This is a genomic window from Bacillus sp. FSL M7-0791, assembly GCF_038627085.1.
GTDB lineage: Bacteria > Bacillota > Bacilli > Bacillales > Bacillaceae > Bacillus > Bacillus safensis.
In genome coordinates this window covers 2,063,965-2,080,040 of the sequence record NZ_CP152022.1, presented here as the reverse complement: position 1 = coordinate 2,080,040, position 16,076 = coordinate 2,063,965, and the positions used below count along the sequence as shown (strand labels likewise).

Annotated in this window: 16 protein-coding genes and 1 riboswitch; of the genes, 14 read left to right on the top strand and 2 right to left on the bottom strand. The window is 40.8% G+C overall.

Translation table 11 applies throughout. From position 1 onward, the window contains the following. Positions 1 to 84 precede the first annotated feature (84 nt). From MHI08_RS10540 to MHI08_RS10520, 5 genes are all read left to right on the top strand, one after another. Positions 85 to 807, top strand: coding sequence for a response regulator transcription factor (locus tag MHI08_RS10540; RefSeq protein ID WP_003215596.1), 723 nt, complete (start codon positions 85 to 87; stop codon positions 805 to 807). Continuing rightward, positions 804 to 2,585 carry an ATP-binding protein gene (locus MHI08_RS10535; RefSeq protein WP_034623436.1) on the top strand — a complete coding sequence of 594 codons (1,782 nt, stop codon included), beginning with the start codon at positions 804 to 806 and terminating at the stop codon, positions 2,583 to 2,585. The genes MHI08_RS10540 and MHI08_RS10535 overlap by 4 nt, the downstream gene beginning before the upstream one ends. A 203-nt stretch (positions 2,586 to 2,788) precedes the next feature. Further along, positions 2,789 to 3,397: an RNA polymerase sigma factor SigX gene (gene sigX / locus MHI08_RS10530; protein ID WP_024422837.1), complete on the top strand. Its 609-nt coding sequence runs from the start codon at positions 2,789 to 2,791 to the stop codon at positions 3,395 to 3,397. Further along, positions 3,309 to 4,415 (top strand): hypothetical protein, encoded by a 1,107-nt coding sequence (locus MHI08_RS10525; protein WP_056767178.1) that lies wholly within the window; start codon positions 3,309 to 3,311, stop codon positions 4,413 to 4,415. The genes sigX and MHI08_RS10525 overlap by 89 nt, the downstream gene beginning before the upstream one ends. A gap of 104 nt (positions 4,416 to 4,519) precedes the next feature. Continuing rightward, positions 4,520 to 5,167, top strand: coding sequence for a M23 family metallopeptidase (locus MHI08_RS10520; protein WP_056767175.1), 648 nt, complete (start codon positions 4,520 to 4,522; stop codon positions 5,165 to 5,167). Positions 5,168 to 5,201: 34 nt separating this feature from the next. Here the strand turns inward: MHI08_RS10520 and serA are convergent, their stop codons facing one another. Beyond that, the gene (gene serA, locus MHI08_RS10515; RefSeq protein ID WP_024422834.1) at positions 5,202 to 6,776 is read right to left on the bottom strand and encodes a phosphoglycerate dehydrogenase; all 1,575 of its coding nucleotides are present in this window, start codon (positions 6,774 to 6,776) and stop codon (positions 5,202 to 5,204) included. A gap of 287 nt (positions 6,777 to 7,063) precedes the next feature. Next, a riboswitch (FMN riboswitch) is annotated at positions 7,064 to 7,194 on the top strand. 144 nt (positions 7,195 to 7,338) lie between these two features. Between serA and MHI08_RS10510 the strand changes: the two genes are divergently transcribed. After that, positions 7,339 to 7,920, top strand: coding sequence for an ECF transporter S component (locus MHI08_RS10510; RefSeq protein ID WP_041109656.1), 582 nt, complete (start codon positions 7,339 to 7,341; stop codon positions 7,918 to 7,920). A gap of 34 nt (positions 7,921 to 7,954) precedes the next feature. Here MHI08_RS10510 and MHI08_RS10505 read toward each other — a convergent pair whose 3' ends face one another. After that, positions 7,955 to 8,203 (bottom strand): ferredoxin, encoded by a 249-nt coding sequence (locus MHI08_RS10505; RefSeq protein WP_008361239.1) that lies wholly within the window; start codon positions 8,201 to 8,203, stop codon positions 7,955 to 7,957. Positions 8,204 to 8,470: 267 nt separating this feature from the next. Between MHI08_RS10505 and MHI08_RS10500 the strand changes: the two genes are divergently transcribed. The 8 genes from MHI08_RS10500 (at position 8,471) to MHI08_RS10465 (ending at position 16,002) form a co-directional block, all read left to right on the top strand. Next, positions 8,471 to 9,523, top strand: coding sequence for a helix-turn-helix domain-containing protein (locus MHI08_RS10500; protein ID WP_056767172.1), 1,053 nt, complete (start codon positions 8,471 to 8,473; stop codon positions 9,521 to 9,523). Then, a complete protein-coding gene (locus MHI08_RS10495) occupies positions 9,516 to 11,024 on the top strand; it encodes an ATP-dependent DNA helicase RecQ (RefSeq protein WP_056767169.1) in 1,509 nt (502 codons plus the stop codon). The genes MHI08_RS10500 and MHI08_RS10495 overlap by 8 nt, the downstream gene beginning before the upstream one ends. Continuing rightward, positions 11,021 to 11,662, top strand: coding sequence for a CPBP family intramembrane glutamic endopeptidase (locus tag MHI08_RS10490; RefSeq protein WP_056767166.1), 642 nt, complete (start codon positions 11,021 to 11,023; stop codon positions 11,660 to 11,662). Before MHI08_RS10495 ends, MHI08_RS10490 begins: the two co-directional genes overlap by 4 nt. Continuing rightward, positions 11,607 to 12,392 carry a LysM peptidoglycan-binding domain-containing protein gene (locus MHI08_RS10485; RefSeq protein WP_056767162.1) on the top strand — a complete coding sequence of 262 codons (786 nt, stop codon included), beginning with the start codon at positions 11,607 to 11,609 and terminating at the stop codon, positions 12,390 to 12,392. The genes MHI08_RS10490 and MHI08_RS10485 overlap by 56 nt, the downstream gene beginning before the upstream one ends. 64 nt (positions 12,393 to 12,456) lie before the next feature. After that, positions 12,457 to 12,912, top strand: coding sequence for a DUF2663 family protein (locus MHI08_RS10480; protein WP_342499615.1), 456 nt, complete (start codon positions 12,457 to 12,459; stop codon positions 12,910 to 12,912). Positions 12,913 to 12,998: 86 nt separating this feature from the next. Further along, on the top strand, positions 12,999 to 13,787 hold the full coding sequence (locus MHI08_RS10475; RefSeq protein WP_024428079.1) for a metallophosphoesterase: 789 nt from the start codon (positions 12,999 to 13,001) through the stop codon (positions 13,785 to 13,787). A gap of 165 nt (positions 13,788 to 13,952) precedes the next feature. After that, positions 13,953 to 14,531 carry a genetic competence negative regulator gene (locus MHI08_RS10470; protein ID WP_024428080.1) on the top strand — a complete coding sequence of 193 codons (579 nt, stop codon included), beginning with the start codon at positions 13,953 to 13,955 and terminating at the stop codon, positions 14,529 to 14,531. Between the two features lie 196 nt (positions 14,532 to 14,727). Continuing rightward, on the top strand, positions 14,728 to 16,002 hold the full coding sequence (locus tag MHI08_RS10465) for a Glu/Leu/Phe/Val dehydrogenase (RefSeq protein WP_007500982.1): 1,275 nt from the start codon (positions 14,728 to 14,730) through the stop codon (positions 16,000 to 16,002). The last annotated feature ends 74 nt before the right edge of the window (positions 16,003 to 16,076 follow it).

Sequence of the window (16,076 nt, the reverse complement as noted above, 5' to 3'; positions counted from 1 at the left end):
CACAAGGAAAAGCCAACTTTTATGATTCAATTCGGCTTTTTGTTAAAATGAATGTAACAACGGAGAAAGCAGGAGGACTGTCTAATGGAACACACAACTCAAACGAAAATATTAGTCGTAGATGATGAGGCAAGAATTCGCCGCCTTTTAAAAATGTATTTAGAACGTGAGAATTATGAAATCGATGAAGCGGAAAATGGAGATGAGGCGATTCAAAAAGGGCTTCAAACCGATTACGACCTCATTTTGCTCGATTTAATGATGCCTGGTACAGATGGAATCGAAGTGTGTAATCAAATTCGAGACAAAAAAGCGACTCCAATCATTATGCTGACGGCAAAAGGAGAAGAAGCCAACCGCGTTCAAGGATTTGAGGCAGGAACGGATGACTACATTGTCAAACCTTTCAGCCCGCGTGAAGTGGTTTTACGTGTAAAGGCATTGCTCAGAAGATCGTCTCAAACGTCTTATTTGAATACTGGGACAACAACAAAGGATGTTCTTGTGTTTTCTCATCTTTCTATTGACCATGATGCACATAGAGTGACGGCTGATGGCAAAGAAGTCAGCCTCACGCCGAAGGAATATGAGCTTTTATATTTCCTTGCAAAAACACCAGATAAGGTCTATGACAGAGAAAAGCTGCTAAAAGAAGTATGGCAATATGAATTCTTTGGAGACTTACGAACAGTTGATACGCATGTCAAACGACTTCGTGAAAAACTGAATAAAGTGTCACCAGAAGCAGCGAAAAAAATCGTAACTGTATGGGGTGTCGGGTACAAATTTGAGGTCGGCGCTGAATGAAACTGTGGAAAAGTGTTGTAGGAAAGCTATGGTTAACCATTCTTTTCCTCGTCCTGATCGTTTTATCTATTTTAACTGTGCTTCTTTTAGAGTTCATTGAAAATTATCATGTAGAAGAAGCAAAATCTGATTTAACACAAATGGCAAACAAAGTAGCGGTCATTTTAGAAAGCCATGAGGATCAATCGCTTGCAAGGTCGATTACATCAGAGCTCGCTGACAAATTGACAAGTATTGCGATCATCCAAGAGGACGGGCTAGAGTGGTATTCGTCTGAAAAAGACGGGAAGCTTCCTGCGATTACAAAGAAACAAATTGAAGCAGACAGCGATTTAAATCAAGCACTGAAAGATCGTAAAAAAATCAGTAAACGTGCAGAACCTGATGCAGGCAATCAAAAAGATGAACGGATTGTAGTCGGTGTTCCATATGAGGCGAACGGAAAAAAAGGCATGGTCTTTCTTTCTCAGTCACTCCTCGCTGTAGAACAAACAACGAAACATACGACACGCTACATCTTTTTAGCCGCCGGAATTGCGATTGTACTGACCACTATATTCGCTTTCTTCTTGTCAACACGTGTCACCTATCCTCTCAGAAAGATGAGAGAGGGTGCACAAGATTTGGCGAAAGGGAAATTTGATACAAAGATTCCTATTTTAACGCAAGATGAAATTGGAGAACTGGCGATCGCCTTTAATCAAATGGGGAAGCAGCTTAAATTCCATATCACAGCCTTAAATCAAGAAAAAGAACATTTATCTAATATTTTAAGCAGTATGGCTGATGGCGTCATCACCATCAATATTGATGGAACGATCTTGATGACAAATCCTCCAGCAGAACGATTTTTACAGGCATGGTATTATGAGCAAAATATGAAGATCAAAGATGGAGATGAACTGCCGCCAGAAGCGCGCGAGCTATTTCATACAGCTGTCAGTACAGAAAAAGAGCAAATGATCGAAGTTACGCTGCAAGGGCGTACCTGGGTTCTTCTCATGTCTCCGCTGTATAATCAGCAGGATGTCAGGGGAGCAGTTGCAGTCCTTCGTGATATGACGGAGGAACGAAGACTTGATAAGCTGAGAAAAGATTTCATTGCCAATGTCAGTCATGAACTTCGTACACCAATTGCCATGCTGCAAGGGTACAGTGAGGCAATTGTAGATGATATTGCAGGATCAGAAGAGGAAAAGAAAGAGATTGCGCAAATTATCTATGATGAATCACTGCGAATGGGACGTCTTGTGAATGACCTTCTAGATCTAGCGAGAATGGAAGCAGGTCATATTACACTTAATCTTGAATCAACAGATACGGAAGAGCTGACAGAGAAGATCTACCGCAAGTTTCTCGGGATTGCGAAAGAAAAACAAATCGACCTTACGTATGATATTCAAGTCGATGAACCGAACTTTGTATTCGATCCAGATAAGATTGAGCAAGTGTTTACGAATCTCATTGATAATGCCATTCGTCATACACCAGAGGGCGGCGAGGTTCACTTCTCGGTTCAATCGGTGGAGAACGGACTGAAAATGGATGTAAAAGATTCGGGGAGCGGAATTCCCGAAGAGGATCTGCCCTTTATTTTCGAACGCTTCTATAAAGCCGATAAAGCAAGGACAAGAGGACGTTCTGGTACTGGACTTGGCCTTGCGATTGTGAAGAACATCGTCGAGGCACATCAAGGCTCTATACATGCTCATAGCAAAGCGGGTGCAGGTACACACTTCACATTCTATATTCCGAGAAAAAAGCAGGAACTCGTCTAATCTTGACGAAGAATCTTGTTACATGAGAAACACTTCTTTTCGTAAAGAAAATGAAGTGTTTTTTCTATTTTCAAATTTTTAAGGAGAAGTTAAACAAAAAGCCCTTTCCAAACTGTCGAACTTGTAATATATTTGTCATAAAGTTGTAATGTAACGTTTTATAAGAGTCACTCGACAAAAATAAGTGAACGGAGGGGTTTCCTATGCATGAAACCTTTCAAAAAATATATGATTCGTACCATCAAGATTTGTACCAGTTTTTATTTTACATGGTTAAAGATAAAAATCAGGCAGAGGATCTCGTACAGGAGGTTTACATTCGGGTACTTCACTCATATAAAACTTTTGAAGGAAGAAGCAGCGAGAAAACATGGCTGTTTTCAATTGCAAGGCATGTGGCGATTGACTGGTTTCGCAAGCAGCAAACCATTAGACAACGGGTACTCGGCACGTTTGATTGGGATAAGCAGGATGTAAAAGACCCAGACTTGCTCCCAGACGAACTGGCTGTACAGGATGAAAATACTAAAGAAATTTATGCCGCGCTTGATCACTGCACGATTGATCAAAGAGCTGTCATCATTTTAAGGTTTATCCAGGGCTACTCAATCATGGAGACGGCAAAGGCGCTAAAGTTCTCGGAAAGCAAAGTCAAAACAACGCAGCACCGAGGCCTGAAAGTGCTCCGAAAACATATGGAGCTTTTGAAGGAGGAGCTAGTGAATGAAAACGAACAGGTCCGATTGGAGCGAAGAACGAATCAAGGTGTTACTAAGTCAGCTTCCAAAGGTGGAGGACAACCGTTCATCTAAGCAGATATACCAGCAGGTGCTGATGGCAAGCGGGAAGAAAAAGAAAAGTGTCAAATGGATCGGTCCAGCGGTGGCAACCGTTGTGGTTTTATTTATGGCGTTTTTAATTTCTCCTCATTTATTTCAGCCGGCTGTTCAAGAACAGCATCAACAGATGAAAATGGAATCAAGTGCTGACAAAGGACAGGCAAATGCCACATTAGAGCCGGTCAAACAGGCAAATGGTACCACACACGTTGTTTCTCATGAAGACAAGCAAAAGTATATGACGGTTGCATACATAGATGAATCGACATCTCAAGTGGTTCCCATAAGTATTGAAAAAGAGAATGAACATGGCCATTTGCAGGAAATGATGAACACATATGAACAGGTGCAGCTGCCTGAAATGACAAAGCCTCTTCAATCTTATCTTGAGATGGTGGACCTTCGTGAAAATGGGAATACACTTGTTTTTCAGTTAAAAAATGATTTGTCCCTTGATACGATAAAGGAAGCCAATCGATTTAAAGATATGGTAAAAGAAACGCTCAAATGGAGCAGGTATAAACAAGTGGAGGTCAGGTCAGTTAAAGGTTCTCATCTTCAATTAGGGACTAGCAGCTTTGGCACGATATCAATTGATAAACAAACGAAGAAAGCTTATTACGTGTTAGAAAATAAGAGCGGGACTTTTTTGGTGCCCTCAAAAACACATTATTCTACTTATGAAGATGCGGTAGAGGCCATGAAACGCACGAGTGATTCTGGACTTGAACCATTAATTAAAGAAGAACCCATTAAAGAAGTGACATCAAAAGGTAAGCATGTAACCATCACGTTTGGAGCATCAGCGCAATTATCGGACTCAATTGATCATACTCTACTCATTGAAGGTCTGCTGCTCACAGCGAAAGATTTTGGTTTTACAGATGTCACCATTCAATATGCAGGAACAGATCAAGTAGGACCATATGAATTAAATGAACCAATAGAGGTGCCGGCTCTGCCGAATCCAGTTGTCATCAAAGAACGTTAAAGGACGCAAGCATTTCATTGCGTTCTTTTTTGATGTATAGAAAATGGTCTTCTTGCTGTATACTAAGCTGTCATGAAAAGAACCTCAAAGAAGGGGAGTCACTGATGAAAAGGTATTGCTTCATAGGTGCCAGCTGTTTTTTGCTCTTGATCTTAGCGCCATTTGCCCATGCACAGAAGGCAACCGAATGGGTGGAACCAGTGAAAGGAGAAGTCACTGACTTGTTTGGGACAAGGGGCGGCTCGCATAAGGGATTAGATATAGCTGCGCCAGAAGGAGAATCCATTTTTGCTGCAAGTGAAGGTGTGGTCACGCGTTCGTATGTATCGGCTACATATGGAGAAGTTGTATTTATTCAGCATCCAAACGGATACGAAACTGTCTATGCTCATTTACACGAGCGTTTTGTGAAAAAGGGTGACCATGTACAAGCGGGACAGCCGATTGGTATAATTGGCAACACAGGGGCCTCCAGAGGCACACATTTGCATTTTGAAGTACATCGTGGCAATTGGTCAGTGAGCAAAGAGGATGCGATAGATCCGCTCAAAATGATTGCTGTGGAACGCTTCCGAGAGCCGGCTCTTCATGTAAATGGACATGAAAAAAATACATATGTCATTAAACAAGGGGATACCCTTTGGTCGATAGCAAAGGCGCATGAAATGACTGTGGAACAATTGAAAAAGATCAATGAGCTGACCACTCACCTCATTCGAACAGGAGACCGTTTAATGGTTTCAACAAAATAAACCTCATGCAAAGCATGAGGTTTATCACTGTTTTTTATAAGTCAATCAGGCGGACAGAAAGAATATCCTGCACTTCAGTTAATTTTTTCACAATTTCGTCCTCTAGATGCTTGTCGAAAGAAAGCATCATAATGGCTTCGCCGCCTTTTTCTTTCCGTCCCACCTGCATTGTTGCGATGTTGACATCATGGTCGCCTAAAATCTGTCCAACCTTTCCAATCACACCAGGTGCATCTGTATGCTGGATGTAGACAAGGTGTCCATCTGGGTAAAAATCAATATTAAAGCCATTAATAGAAACTACGCGTTCCCCTAAATGCGGAATGTAAGTCGCTTTAAGAGTAAAGGTTGAAAGATCACCTTTGACTTCAATAGAAATACTGTTCTCGTAACCAGATTCGCTGGAAGAAATTTTTTCACTAAAGCTAATGCCTCGTTCTTTTGCGACCATTCCAGCATTTACTTCATTCACAGTCGAATCAACACGCTCTTTTAAAAAGCCTGACAGGAGACTCTTTGTGATAAATGATGTTTCGAGTTTTGAAATAGAGCCTTCATAAGAAATGCCTACTTCTTTTACAGGTTCTCTCATGGATTGAGAGACAAGACGTCCAAGTTTTCCTGCAAATTGATGATAAGGCTGAATCTTTTTGAACTCGTCTTTTGTCATCGCTGGTAGATTAATAGATGACATGACAGGAAGGCCTTTTGCAAATTGAAGGACTTCTTCAGATACTTGCGCCGCTACATTTAATTGTGCTTCTTTTGTAGAGGCACCAAGATGCGGAGTTGCAATGACGTGTGGATGATCCACAAGCGGATTATCAGTTGGAGGTTCTACCTCGAATACATCGAGTGCAGCTCCTGCGACATGGCCGCTTTCAAGTGCCTCAAGAAGGTCAGCTTCGTCAATAATGCCGCCGCGCGCACAGTTTACAAGGCGAACACCTTTTTTCGTTTTTGCAATCGTTTCTTTATTGAGAAGTCCTCTTGTTTCTTTTGTTAATGGCGTATGTACAGTAATAATATCTGATACTTCGAGTACTTCATCAAGTGATTTCGCATTGACGCCAATTTTTTCTGCACGTTCTTTTGTGAGAAATGGGTCAAACACGTTGACTGTCATGCCAAATGCTCTTGCACGCTGGGCGATTTCACTTCCGATTCTGCCTAAACCGACAATCCCAAGAGATTTTCCGTAAAGCTCAGCACCAACATATGCACCTCTGTTCCATTCTTTTGATTTGACAGAAATATTGGCCTGCGGAATATGACGCATAAGTGATGAAATCATAGCGAACGTATGCTCAGCTGTCGAGATCGTATTACCGTTTGGTGCATTGATTACAATGACGCCATGCTTGGTCGCTTCATCAATGTCAATATTGTCTACTCCGACACCGGCACGGCCGACAATTTTTAATGAAGTCATTTTTTCATAAAGCTCTTTTGTTACTTTTGTGGCACTTCTGACAAGTAAGGCATCAAACGTGTGTAATTCATCTTCTGCTTCTGCTACATTTTTTTGGACAATTTCAACAAAATCTGATTCTAAAAGTGGTAGAAGACCATCATTGCTCATCTTATCTGAGACTAATACTCGAAACATCGTTAGATTTCCTCCTAAAATAAACGTCATAAATATCTGATAATTTACCATATTCCTTTTCACTGTGTCAATCAAATTAAAGCAGTAAAGTGAAAAAGAAAACACGAACATTTCTTTGTGTCTTTATAAAGAATGAACACCTTTAAACAAAAGATAACCAATTTTTGCGCATTTGTCATTAGAATTTTTGTGTTTTTTACGATTTCTTAAAACTGATGAATTTGCTCAGGATTTTTATCTGTACAAATGCTCATATATCATATATAATGATGTCGAATTGAATAATGATCAATCTTCGGGGCAGGGTGCAATTCCCTACCGGCGGTGATGAGCATAGTCTCTAAGCCCGCGAGCCTTTTTGGCAGGATTCGGTGTGATTCCGAAGCCGACAGTATAGTCTGGATGGGAGAAGATGGAGGTTCATAAACGTTGAAAACATTGATGTTCACACGTTTATTTGTCTAGCCCAATTTCCCCGCTCCTGTTTTCAAGGGCGGTTTTTTTGTGGCTAAAATGGAACAATCCTCTTTTCGAAAGATTTGATCGAAAAGGAGAGAGAATATTGAATCAAAGTAAAGTAAAGCGTTTAGTTGTTACCAGTATGCTCAGCAGTATTTCGTTTGTGTTAATTTTATTGGATTTTCCTTTCCCGGGTCTTCCAGCGTATTTGAAAATTGATTTTAGTGATATCCCGGCAATTATTGCAATTTTAATTTATGGACCGGGTGCAGGGATTGCAGTTGAGGCATTAAAAAATGTACTGCATTACCTCATTCAAGGCAGTATGTCCGGCGTTCCAGTTGGGCAAGTCGCGAACTTCATTGCAGGCACACTATTTATCTTGCCAGTCGCCTTTATGTTTAAAAAAATCAAATCAGCAAAAGGGATGGCATGGTCTATGATCGCGGGTACATTGCTTATGACTGTGATGATGAGTATTTTAAATTACTTCTTATTCCTGCCAGCTTACACATGGTTCTTAAACGCGCCAGAACTATCTGATCATGCGCTCAAGACGACCATTACAGCAGGGATCTTACCATTTAACTTTATTAAAGGAATCATCATTACCATCGTGTTTAGCCTCATTTTTGTGAAAATGCGTCCATGGTTTGAAAATAAACGCCGACTTCAAAATAGTTAATATAAAAAAAGCCCCTGCATAAGGGGCTTTTATACTATTCATGCTTAAGCGGGTCACCATCGAAAGATTCGTCCGCAACTTTGATTGAATCTGTTGGACATCCTTCAAATGCATCAAGCATATCTTCTTCAAGCACTTCTGGAACTTCTACAGTCCCTTGGTTGTCATCAAGCGTAACAAATGCAATGCCTTCATCATCATAATCATAAATGTCTGGAGCAGCTGCACCGCATGCGCCGCAAGCAATACATGTGTCTTTGTCTACAATTGTATATTTTGCCATGTTAAAAAAATACCTCCCAGATTGTTCGATGGAACAAATGGTCTAACCTTTTTAGTTTCACCGATAAAAAACAATTTCCTCAAACCTTATTGTAATGATTTTAATTTCACATTTCAACTGTAAAGTGATTGAGAATGCTTATCACATAAGGGTTTGTTCATAACTTTCCCCCACAAATTGAGTTTAAACATTTCTTCTTCTATGAAATCTGTTAAAATAAAGGGAGAAAATATTCGAATTTTGTCAGGAAGACAGGTGCTTTGGCGAATGACTCTTCATTACTTGGATGTCATGTTAATGGACAGCGTATATAAATTGAACGGCGAACGCTCCATAAGTGCTGTCTACCATCTTTTTAAAGGAAAAAAATCATCACAAACCATACAGGATGCCAGTTTGTTTCAGCTTTCAAAGTATTTCGGCTGTTACCCGGGGTTTACGAGGGATCAGCTGAATCGCTCTACTATAAAGCTTGACGAAAAGCACTACATCAAAAAAACAGGGGAGACATTCATTGTTACAGATGCAGGACAGCAAATGCTAAACCAGTATTTCTCAGAAAAACCGATGCCCGCTTATTTTCATGGTGCCAAATATCATGATAAAGCAAAGGTGTTATGGATGAGGCTCTCGTTACTTGTACAAGTGCTGTCTCACCATCTGGCTGGATCGCATCAATATGTCCCAATACAAAGAGATGTATCTGTACAAAGCTGGACGAAATCCTTCTTAAAACAGCATCACGAGAAGAATATGCTTTCGGAAGAGCTGCATCATGAACTCGAAAAGCTCCTTAGCCGTATAAGTGATCAAGAGGCGCTGATATTTGTTTATTCATTGACCTCAAATGAAAGAATTGGGCGTACGTATCAGCAAATGGCAGAGTGGCTAAAAGAAGATGTGTGGTATGTGTACCTGCTTTTTTGGAATGTCCTCCATTATTTTATTCATGCTGCCCAAAAAGGTGAGGCGCAGCTCATGCAAAAGCTCGTAGGTGACCTTGAATTCAAACGCGTGCTGACAACCTCTACGCACAAAACGCTCGAGCTTGTGCAAAAAGGATTTGATATTGATCAAATTGCTCACATTCGCTCTTTAAAAAAGGCAACGATCGAAGACCATATTGTCGAGCTTTCCATACATGAACCGAGCTTCTCAATAGAGCCGTATGTGAGCGAAGAACAGCAGCAGGCCATTCATGCAGTAGCCAGAGAGCTTCAAACAAATAAGATGAAGCTGATTAAAGAAAAACTCGAACATCCATTTACTTATTTTCAAATACGATTGGCTCTGACAAGGATGGTGAAAGCAAATGGATAAGCTTCATCAGACGCTCATGCGATATTTTGGTTACGACTCATTTAAAACGGGTCAAGAGGACATTATTCAAAGTGTACTGAATCAAAAGGATACGGTGGCCATGCTGCCTACTGGCGGCGGGAAATCCATCTGCTATCAAATTCCCGGCTATATGGCAGATGGATTAGTTCTCATAATTTCGCCGCTGTTATCGCTTATGGAGGATCAAGTCGAACGAATGAAAATGCGCGGAGAAAAACGAGTGGCGGCACTGAACAGCACATTGTCTTTTCAGGAGAGACGACATATCATTCGGCATTTGCCATCATATAAATTTTTATTCGTCGCCCCTGAGGCATTAATGTCAGAGGTGCTGCTAGAACAGCTCAAATCGATGCATATTGGTCTGTTCGTCGTCGATGAAGCCCATTGTATATCCGAATGGGGGCATGATTTCCGTCCGGAATATTCCAAGCTGGGAGAATGGAGAGAAGCGTTAGGTCATCCTGTCGCCTTAGCACTGACGGCAACTGCAACAAAACAAACGCTAAAAGATACCGTACAAACGTTAAGATTGCAGCATCCAGACTTTCATATCCATTCTGTCAACCGGCCAAACATCGCATTAGTCAAAGAAGCGCACGAAACGAAAGAAGCAAAAGAAAAACGGGCTATTGAGCTTGTTGAATATCTGCAAGGCCCCGGTCTGATTTATTGTCCAACCCGGCAAATGACAGAAGATATGGCGCTCATTATGAAACAAAAAACCCATCAGCGTGTAGAGTATTACCATGGCGGGATGGATGCAGGAGACCGTATGCTTATTCAGCAGCAATTTATCAGCGGACAGCTTGATCTTATTTGTTGTACAAGTGCTTTTGGAATGGGAATTGATAAAGCCGATATACGATTTGTTATTCATATGAGCCCGCCGCAGTCAATTGAAGCATTTATGCAGGAAATTGGAAGAGCAGGTCGGGACGGGAAAAAGAGTGTCAGCATTCTTTTATATACAGAAGAGGATGCGGACATTCAACAGCATTTAATACAAGCAGAGGGCTTTGATGAGCCAGAAATTGATTTCTTCTTAGCCAGGCTGATACAAATGCAGACAAATGATGAAAAGAAATTACGTGAACAATTGATGGAATCAGGGCTTCAGGAGACACGTGCAAGAATGCTGATCCATTATTACAGGATGTATCAGTCTGACGAGCCGCGTGTGCTCCTGATGAAACTGAAAGAGAAATTGCAGGACAGACAAACAGAAAAACTGAGAAAAGTGTGGCAATTTAAGGAGCGGATCACAGATCATGGCTGCTTTAGACAATCTCTGTTATCATACTTTTACGAACAGCTTGATCAAACAGAGAGCGCATCCTCTGGCAGCTGCTGCTCTTCTTGCGGACTTGACCTGTCTGATTATGAAAAAAAAGATCAACCATTGGAGCTGAATGAAATGAAACACTGGAAGACCGTGCTGAATCGTATGTTTCATCTGACAAAAGAGGCGCAGCATTGATTGAACAACATCGCCGGATCATCGAAAAATTAACCGATCGACAAGTAGTAGAACAGCTGTATTTCACGCAGCTGCTGATGCTGGTCATTTCCTTTTTACTAGGTATATTTATGTTTGATCATTGGACAGATTTCACATCTCTTTGGGAGATCCAAGATGCGCGGATACTGACTTATGGAATTGGCGGCGCTGCGGTTGTGATCATTGTGGATGCGATTGTCATGAAGGTGTTTCCTGCTCATATGTATGATGATGGCGGATTAAATGAAAAAATGTTCAAAAACCGCAGCATCCCGCATATTGTTTGGTTAACACTGCTCATCGCCTTTTCAGAGGAAATTCTATTCCGAGGGATCGTCCAACAGCAATTTGGACTGGAAATTGCCAGTATTGTGTTTGCGCTCCTTCACTTTCGCTACTTATCAAAAATACTCTTGTTTATCCTTGTGGTTTCTATTAGTATTTTTTTAGGACTTTTATACGAGTGGACGGGGAATTTATTTGTTCCTGTCATGACCCATTTTGTCATTGACTTAGTCTTTGCTTGTCAAATTCGTTTGAAATATAGGGGGAGGGATGAACATGGAAGAAATGTCGAGAATGAAGAGAAAGAAGGAGCAGCTGACCAACATCCATGACGATGATGTTGAGAAGATTTTTGAAGAAGAAGTTGAGCCTTCAGATGACTCTCACTTTCCTACACGAGAAGATTTCCATGAATATAAAAAGCAGCGCACGAAAAAGGTGCGCAATCCATTGTTTACAACACTGGCTATTATCTTTCCTATTATTGTCGTCACGGTGTTCTTCCTTTTGATTTACTACACATCAAAGGAAATCAACCATAATAATAATCAAGATGTATATAATATTGATTCTACATCAAGTGCTGACACAGACCCAGTCCCGTCAGCACTTGCCGAAACAAAAAATGACTCAAGCGCTGATAAAGCAGATGCGTCTGATGATGAGAAGCAAAAGAAAGAGGAAGAAAAACAGCGATCGAAAGAAAAAGCTGAACAGAAGAAAAAAGAAAAAGCTGCTAAAGAAAAAGAAGAGCGTGAACAAGCAGCGAAAGAAAAAGAACGCGAGAGAGCTGAAGCTGCCAAAAAGCGTGAACAGCAGCAGCTAGCCTTGCAAAAGCAACAGGAAGAGAAAAAAAGAAAAGAAGCCGAAGAGAAAAAGAGGCAGGAAGAAAAGCCAGTCCGTGTTGTGCAGCACACTGTTGGTCCAGAGGAAAACCTGTATCGAATTTCAATGAAGTATTACAAAAACCGTTCGGGTGAAGAGAAAATTAGAGCCTATAATCACTTAAAAGGTAACAGCGTATACAGTGGTCAAGTGCTGAATATTCCACTAGAAAACTAATCACCTGACATGAATGGAGAAGCACGCACATACATATGTAGAAAAAAGGGACAGGGTGTATGTGATGACATTACACGCAATCAGCCGATATATGGATCAGCCGACACAGAAGATGATGGAAACATTGATCAAAAGAAAGCATAAATATGAGGGTTTTGCCAAGCAGTGCAGAAGATGGCAATGGACAGCCCTTCTATCGCTGGCCATTCTTTTGTTTTATTTTGTGATCACGACAAATGCGGGAGGCGGCTCGCTTCAGCCGGAAGCCATGATTGCCACACTGCTTGGTCATGAAGTATTTCTGTTTTGGACCATGGCCGAGGTCTTTGCTTTTTACGCATCTTATTACTATAAGAAAAAAGAAGAAAAGGCTGAGGATGAATATCATCGGCTTAGATGTGAAATTATACAAAAAAGCACAGATTTATGGCCGCAGTCAAATCAGTGGAAAGAGCGCGAGACGGTTTTTCACTATATGCAGAAGCAGTATGACATTAATCTCTATTATGAAAGTAAATAAATGAGAAAAAAGACGTTTAACAGTTGAAACGTCTTTTTTCTTTCAAGCGTCTTATGAAAGAAAGATACGTAAGGGAGCCATTTGTGATGAAATATGCCATCGGATTTACTGCCGCCATTGCGGCTGTTACAACAGGTGTGTGTGTAACGGCAAAAATGGTGAAAACGGCAAAACAAAACAACATCAAAAAGCATTATTTTACAATAGAAACACTTCAATCAGACCGGCCTGCTGTCATTTTCTTTATTTCTGATACACACAGACGTCTCATCAGTGACACTTTATTAGCAGAAATCAGACAGGAAGAGCCAGATGTGATTATGATTGGCGGAGATTTAGCAGAAAAAGGTGTGCCCTACGCAAGGATTGAAGAAAATGTGAAACGTTTATCAAGAATTGCGCCGGTTTATTTTGTTTGGGGAAATAATGATCATGAGCTGCACCAGCAAAGGTTTAAAGAAATTCTTCATGCATACGATGTCACGACTTTGCAAAATGAAACGGCTGTATGGAATTTCGAAGGCCAGCGAATCAAAATCGGAGGAATTGATGATATTCGGCTTGAAAAAGCAGATTATGAAGCCATACGGCCTGAGTTTGTAAAAGATGATGTCAATATTCTCTTATCACACAATCCAGATGTGCATCATTTGATGAGTGAAGAAGAGGGAATCGACCTTGTCCTGAGCGGTCATACGCATGGGGGACAGATCCGAATTGGGAAATTTGGTCCATATGAAAAAGGAAGAACAGGCCAGGTCAAAGGTGCGTTCTTTCTCATTAGTAATGGCTACGGGACCACAAAAATTCCCATGCGTCTCGGAGCAGAACCAGAAACCCATCTGATCTATTTAATGCCTCTAAAAACGCGTTAACTTGCGGCACCCTCAATATTTTCCATAAAAGTCACCGTAAGCATAGCTTCATGCTTGTCTTCCGTCTTGACACAGTGTAAACTGAATACAAAATTAAGAACCTATGACTCATCATCTCATATACTACAGTATGATGTGTGTTTAGAAGAGGCAGGAGGGAACGTTATGCGACTGGAGCGTCTGAATTATAATAAAATCAAAATTTTTCTCACACTAGATGACCTGACAGACCGAGGTCTTACGAAAGAAGACCTTTGGAAAGATTCGTTCAAAGTCCATCAGCTGTTTAAAGACATGATGAACGAAGCGAATCAGGAGCTCGGTTTTGAAGCGAATGGACCGATTGCTGTTGAAGTATTTTCTCTTCAGGCGCAGGGGATGGTCGTCATTGTCACAAAGAGTCAGCAGGAAGATGCTGATGATGAGTTTGATGAAGATTACATTGAGATGCAAGTCAAGCTCGACGAGAGTAAGCATGTGCTCTATCAATTTGCCTCGTTTGAAGATGTGATTCAACTGTCCCATAGTTTAAGTCGTATTGGACTTTTAGGGGGTACAGTTTACCATTATGAAGGTCAATATTATCTCAGCCTGGATGATGTTGGAGAATTATCTGCTGATACAGTCATTTCGATTTTAGCAGAGTTTGGTTCACCTACGACACTCACCATTCACCGGCTAAAAGAATATGGAAAAGTGATCATGCAAGAAGATGCTGTGAAAACGATTCAAATGTATTTTTAATCACTTTTTTCTATTATATTTAATACTGTTGTGATGAAACAACAGTATTTTTTTATATCCTTTTTTATATTTATAAACGCTGATATTTTATTTTGATAAAAAACGCTTTTTACCTTTGCTTTACCAGTACGAAGGTGTATACTATTGCTTGAAAGGGAGCAGTAGATCATGAAAGATTTCTAGGGGGTTTATTTTAATGGCAGCCGATCAAAACGCCGCTCATAACGCAGAAGATAAGCTAGATGTTTTAAAGTCAACTCAAACCGTCATACATAAAGCGCTTGACAAATTAGGGTATCCGCAGGAAGTGTATGAATTGCTGAAGGAGCCAATTCGTCTATTAACGGTCAAAATTCCAGTACGTATGGACGATGGATCGGTGAAAATTTTCACTGGTTACCGTGCACAGCACAATGATGCTGTCGGTCCAACAAAAGGCGGAATCCGTTTCCACCCGAACGTTACGGAAAAAGAAGTAAAAGCGCTTTCAATTTGGATGAGTTTAAAATGTGGAATTGTGGATCTTCCTTATGGCGGAGGAAAAGGCGGTATTATCTGTGATCCAAGAGAAATGTCATTCAGAGAGCTTGAAAAACTAAGCCGCGGCTATGTTCGCGCCATCAGTCAAATCGTTGGACCAACAAAAGATGTTCCAGCACCAGACGTGTTTACGAACTCTCAAATTATGGCATGGATGATGGATGAATATTCTAGAATTGATGAATTTAACTCGCCAGGATTTATTACAGGAAAACCAATTGTTCTTGGAGGATCACACGGACGTGATACTGCAACAGCAAAAGGTGTGACGATCTGCATCAAAGAAGCGGCGAAGAAAAAAGGAATTGACATTAACGGAGCTCGTGTTGTCGTACAGGGATTCGGAAATGCAGGAAGCTACTTAGCTAAATTCATGTATGATGCTGGAGCAAAAATCGTAGGGATTTCAGATGCATACGGCGGATTATACGATGAAGATGGTCTAGACATTGACTACTTGCTTGACCGACGTGACAGCTTTGGAACCGTCACTAAACTATTTAACGATACAATTACAAACCAAGAGCTGCTTGAGCTGGATTGTGATATCTTAGTACCTGCAGCCATTGAAAACCAAATCACAGAAGATAATGCGGCAAACATTAAAGCCAAAATTGTCGTAGAAGCAGCAAATGGTCCAACGACACTGGAAGGAACCAAAATTCTTTCAGATCGTGGTGTACTGCTTGTTCCAGACGTGCTTGCGAGTGCGGGTGGTGTAACTGTTTCTTACTTTGAATGGGTTCAGAATAACCAAGGGTTTTACTGGACTGAAGAAGAAGTTGAAACTCGTTTAGAAGATATGATGGTGAAATCATTTAATAATATTTATGAAATGGCGCAAAACCGCCGAATTGATATGCGTCTTGCTGCATATATGGTCGGTGTACGTAAAATGGCTGAAGCTTCTCGATTCAGAGGCTGGATTTAAGCGGCTGATTTGCATCGCGCCTTAAAATCTCCTATCCTTAAATAGGAGATTTTTTTATGGAATGGAACAAAGAA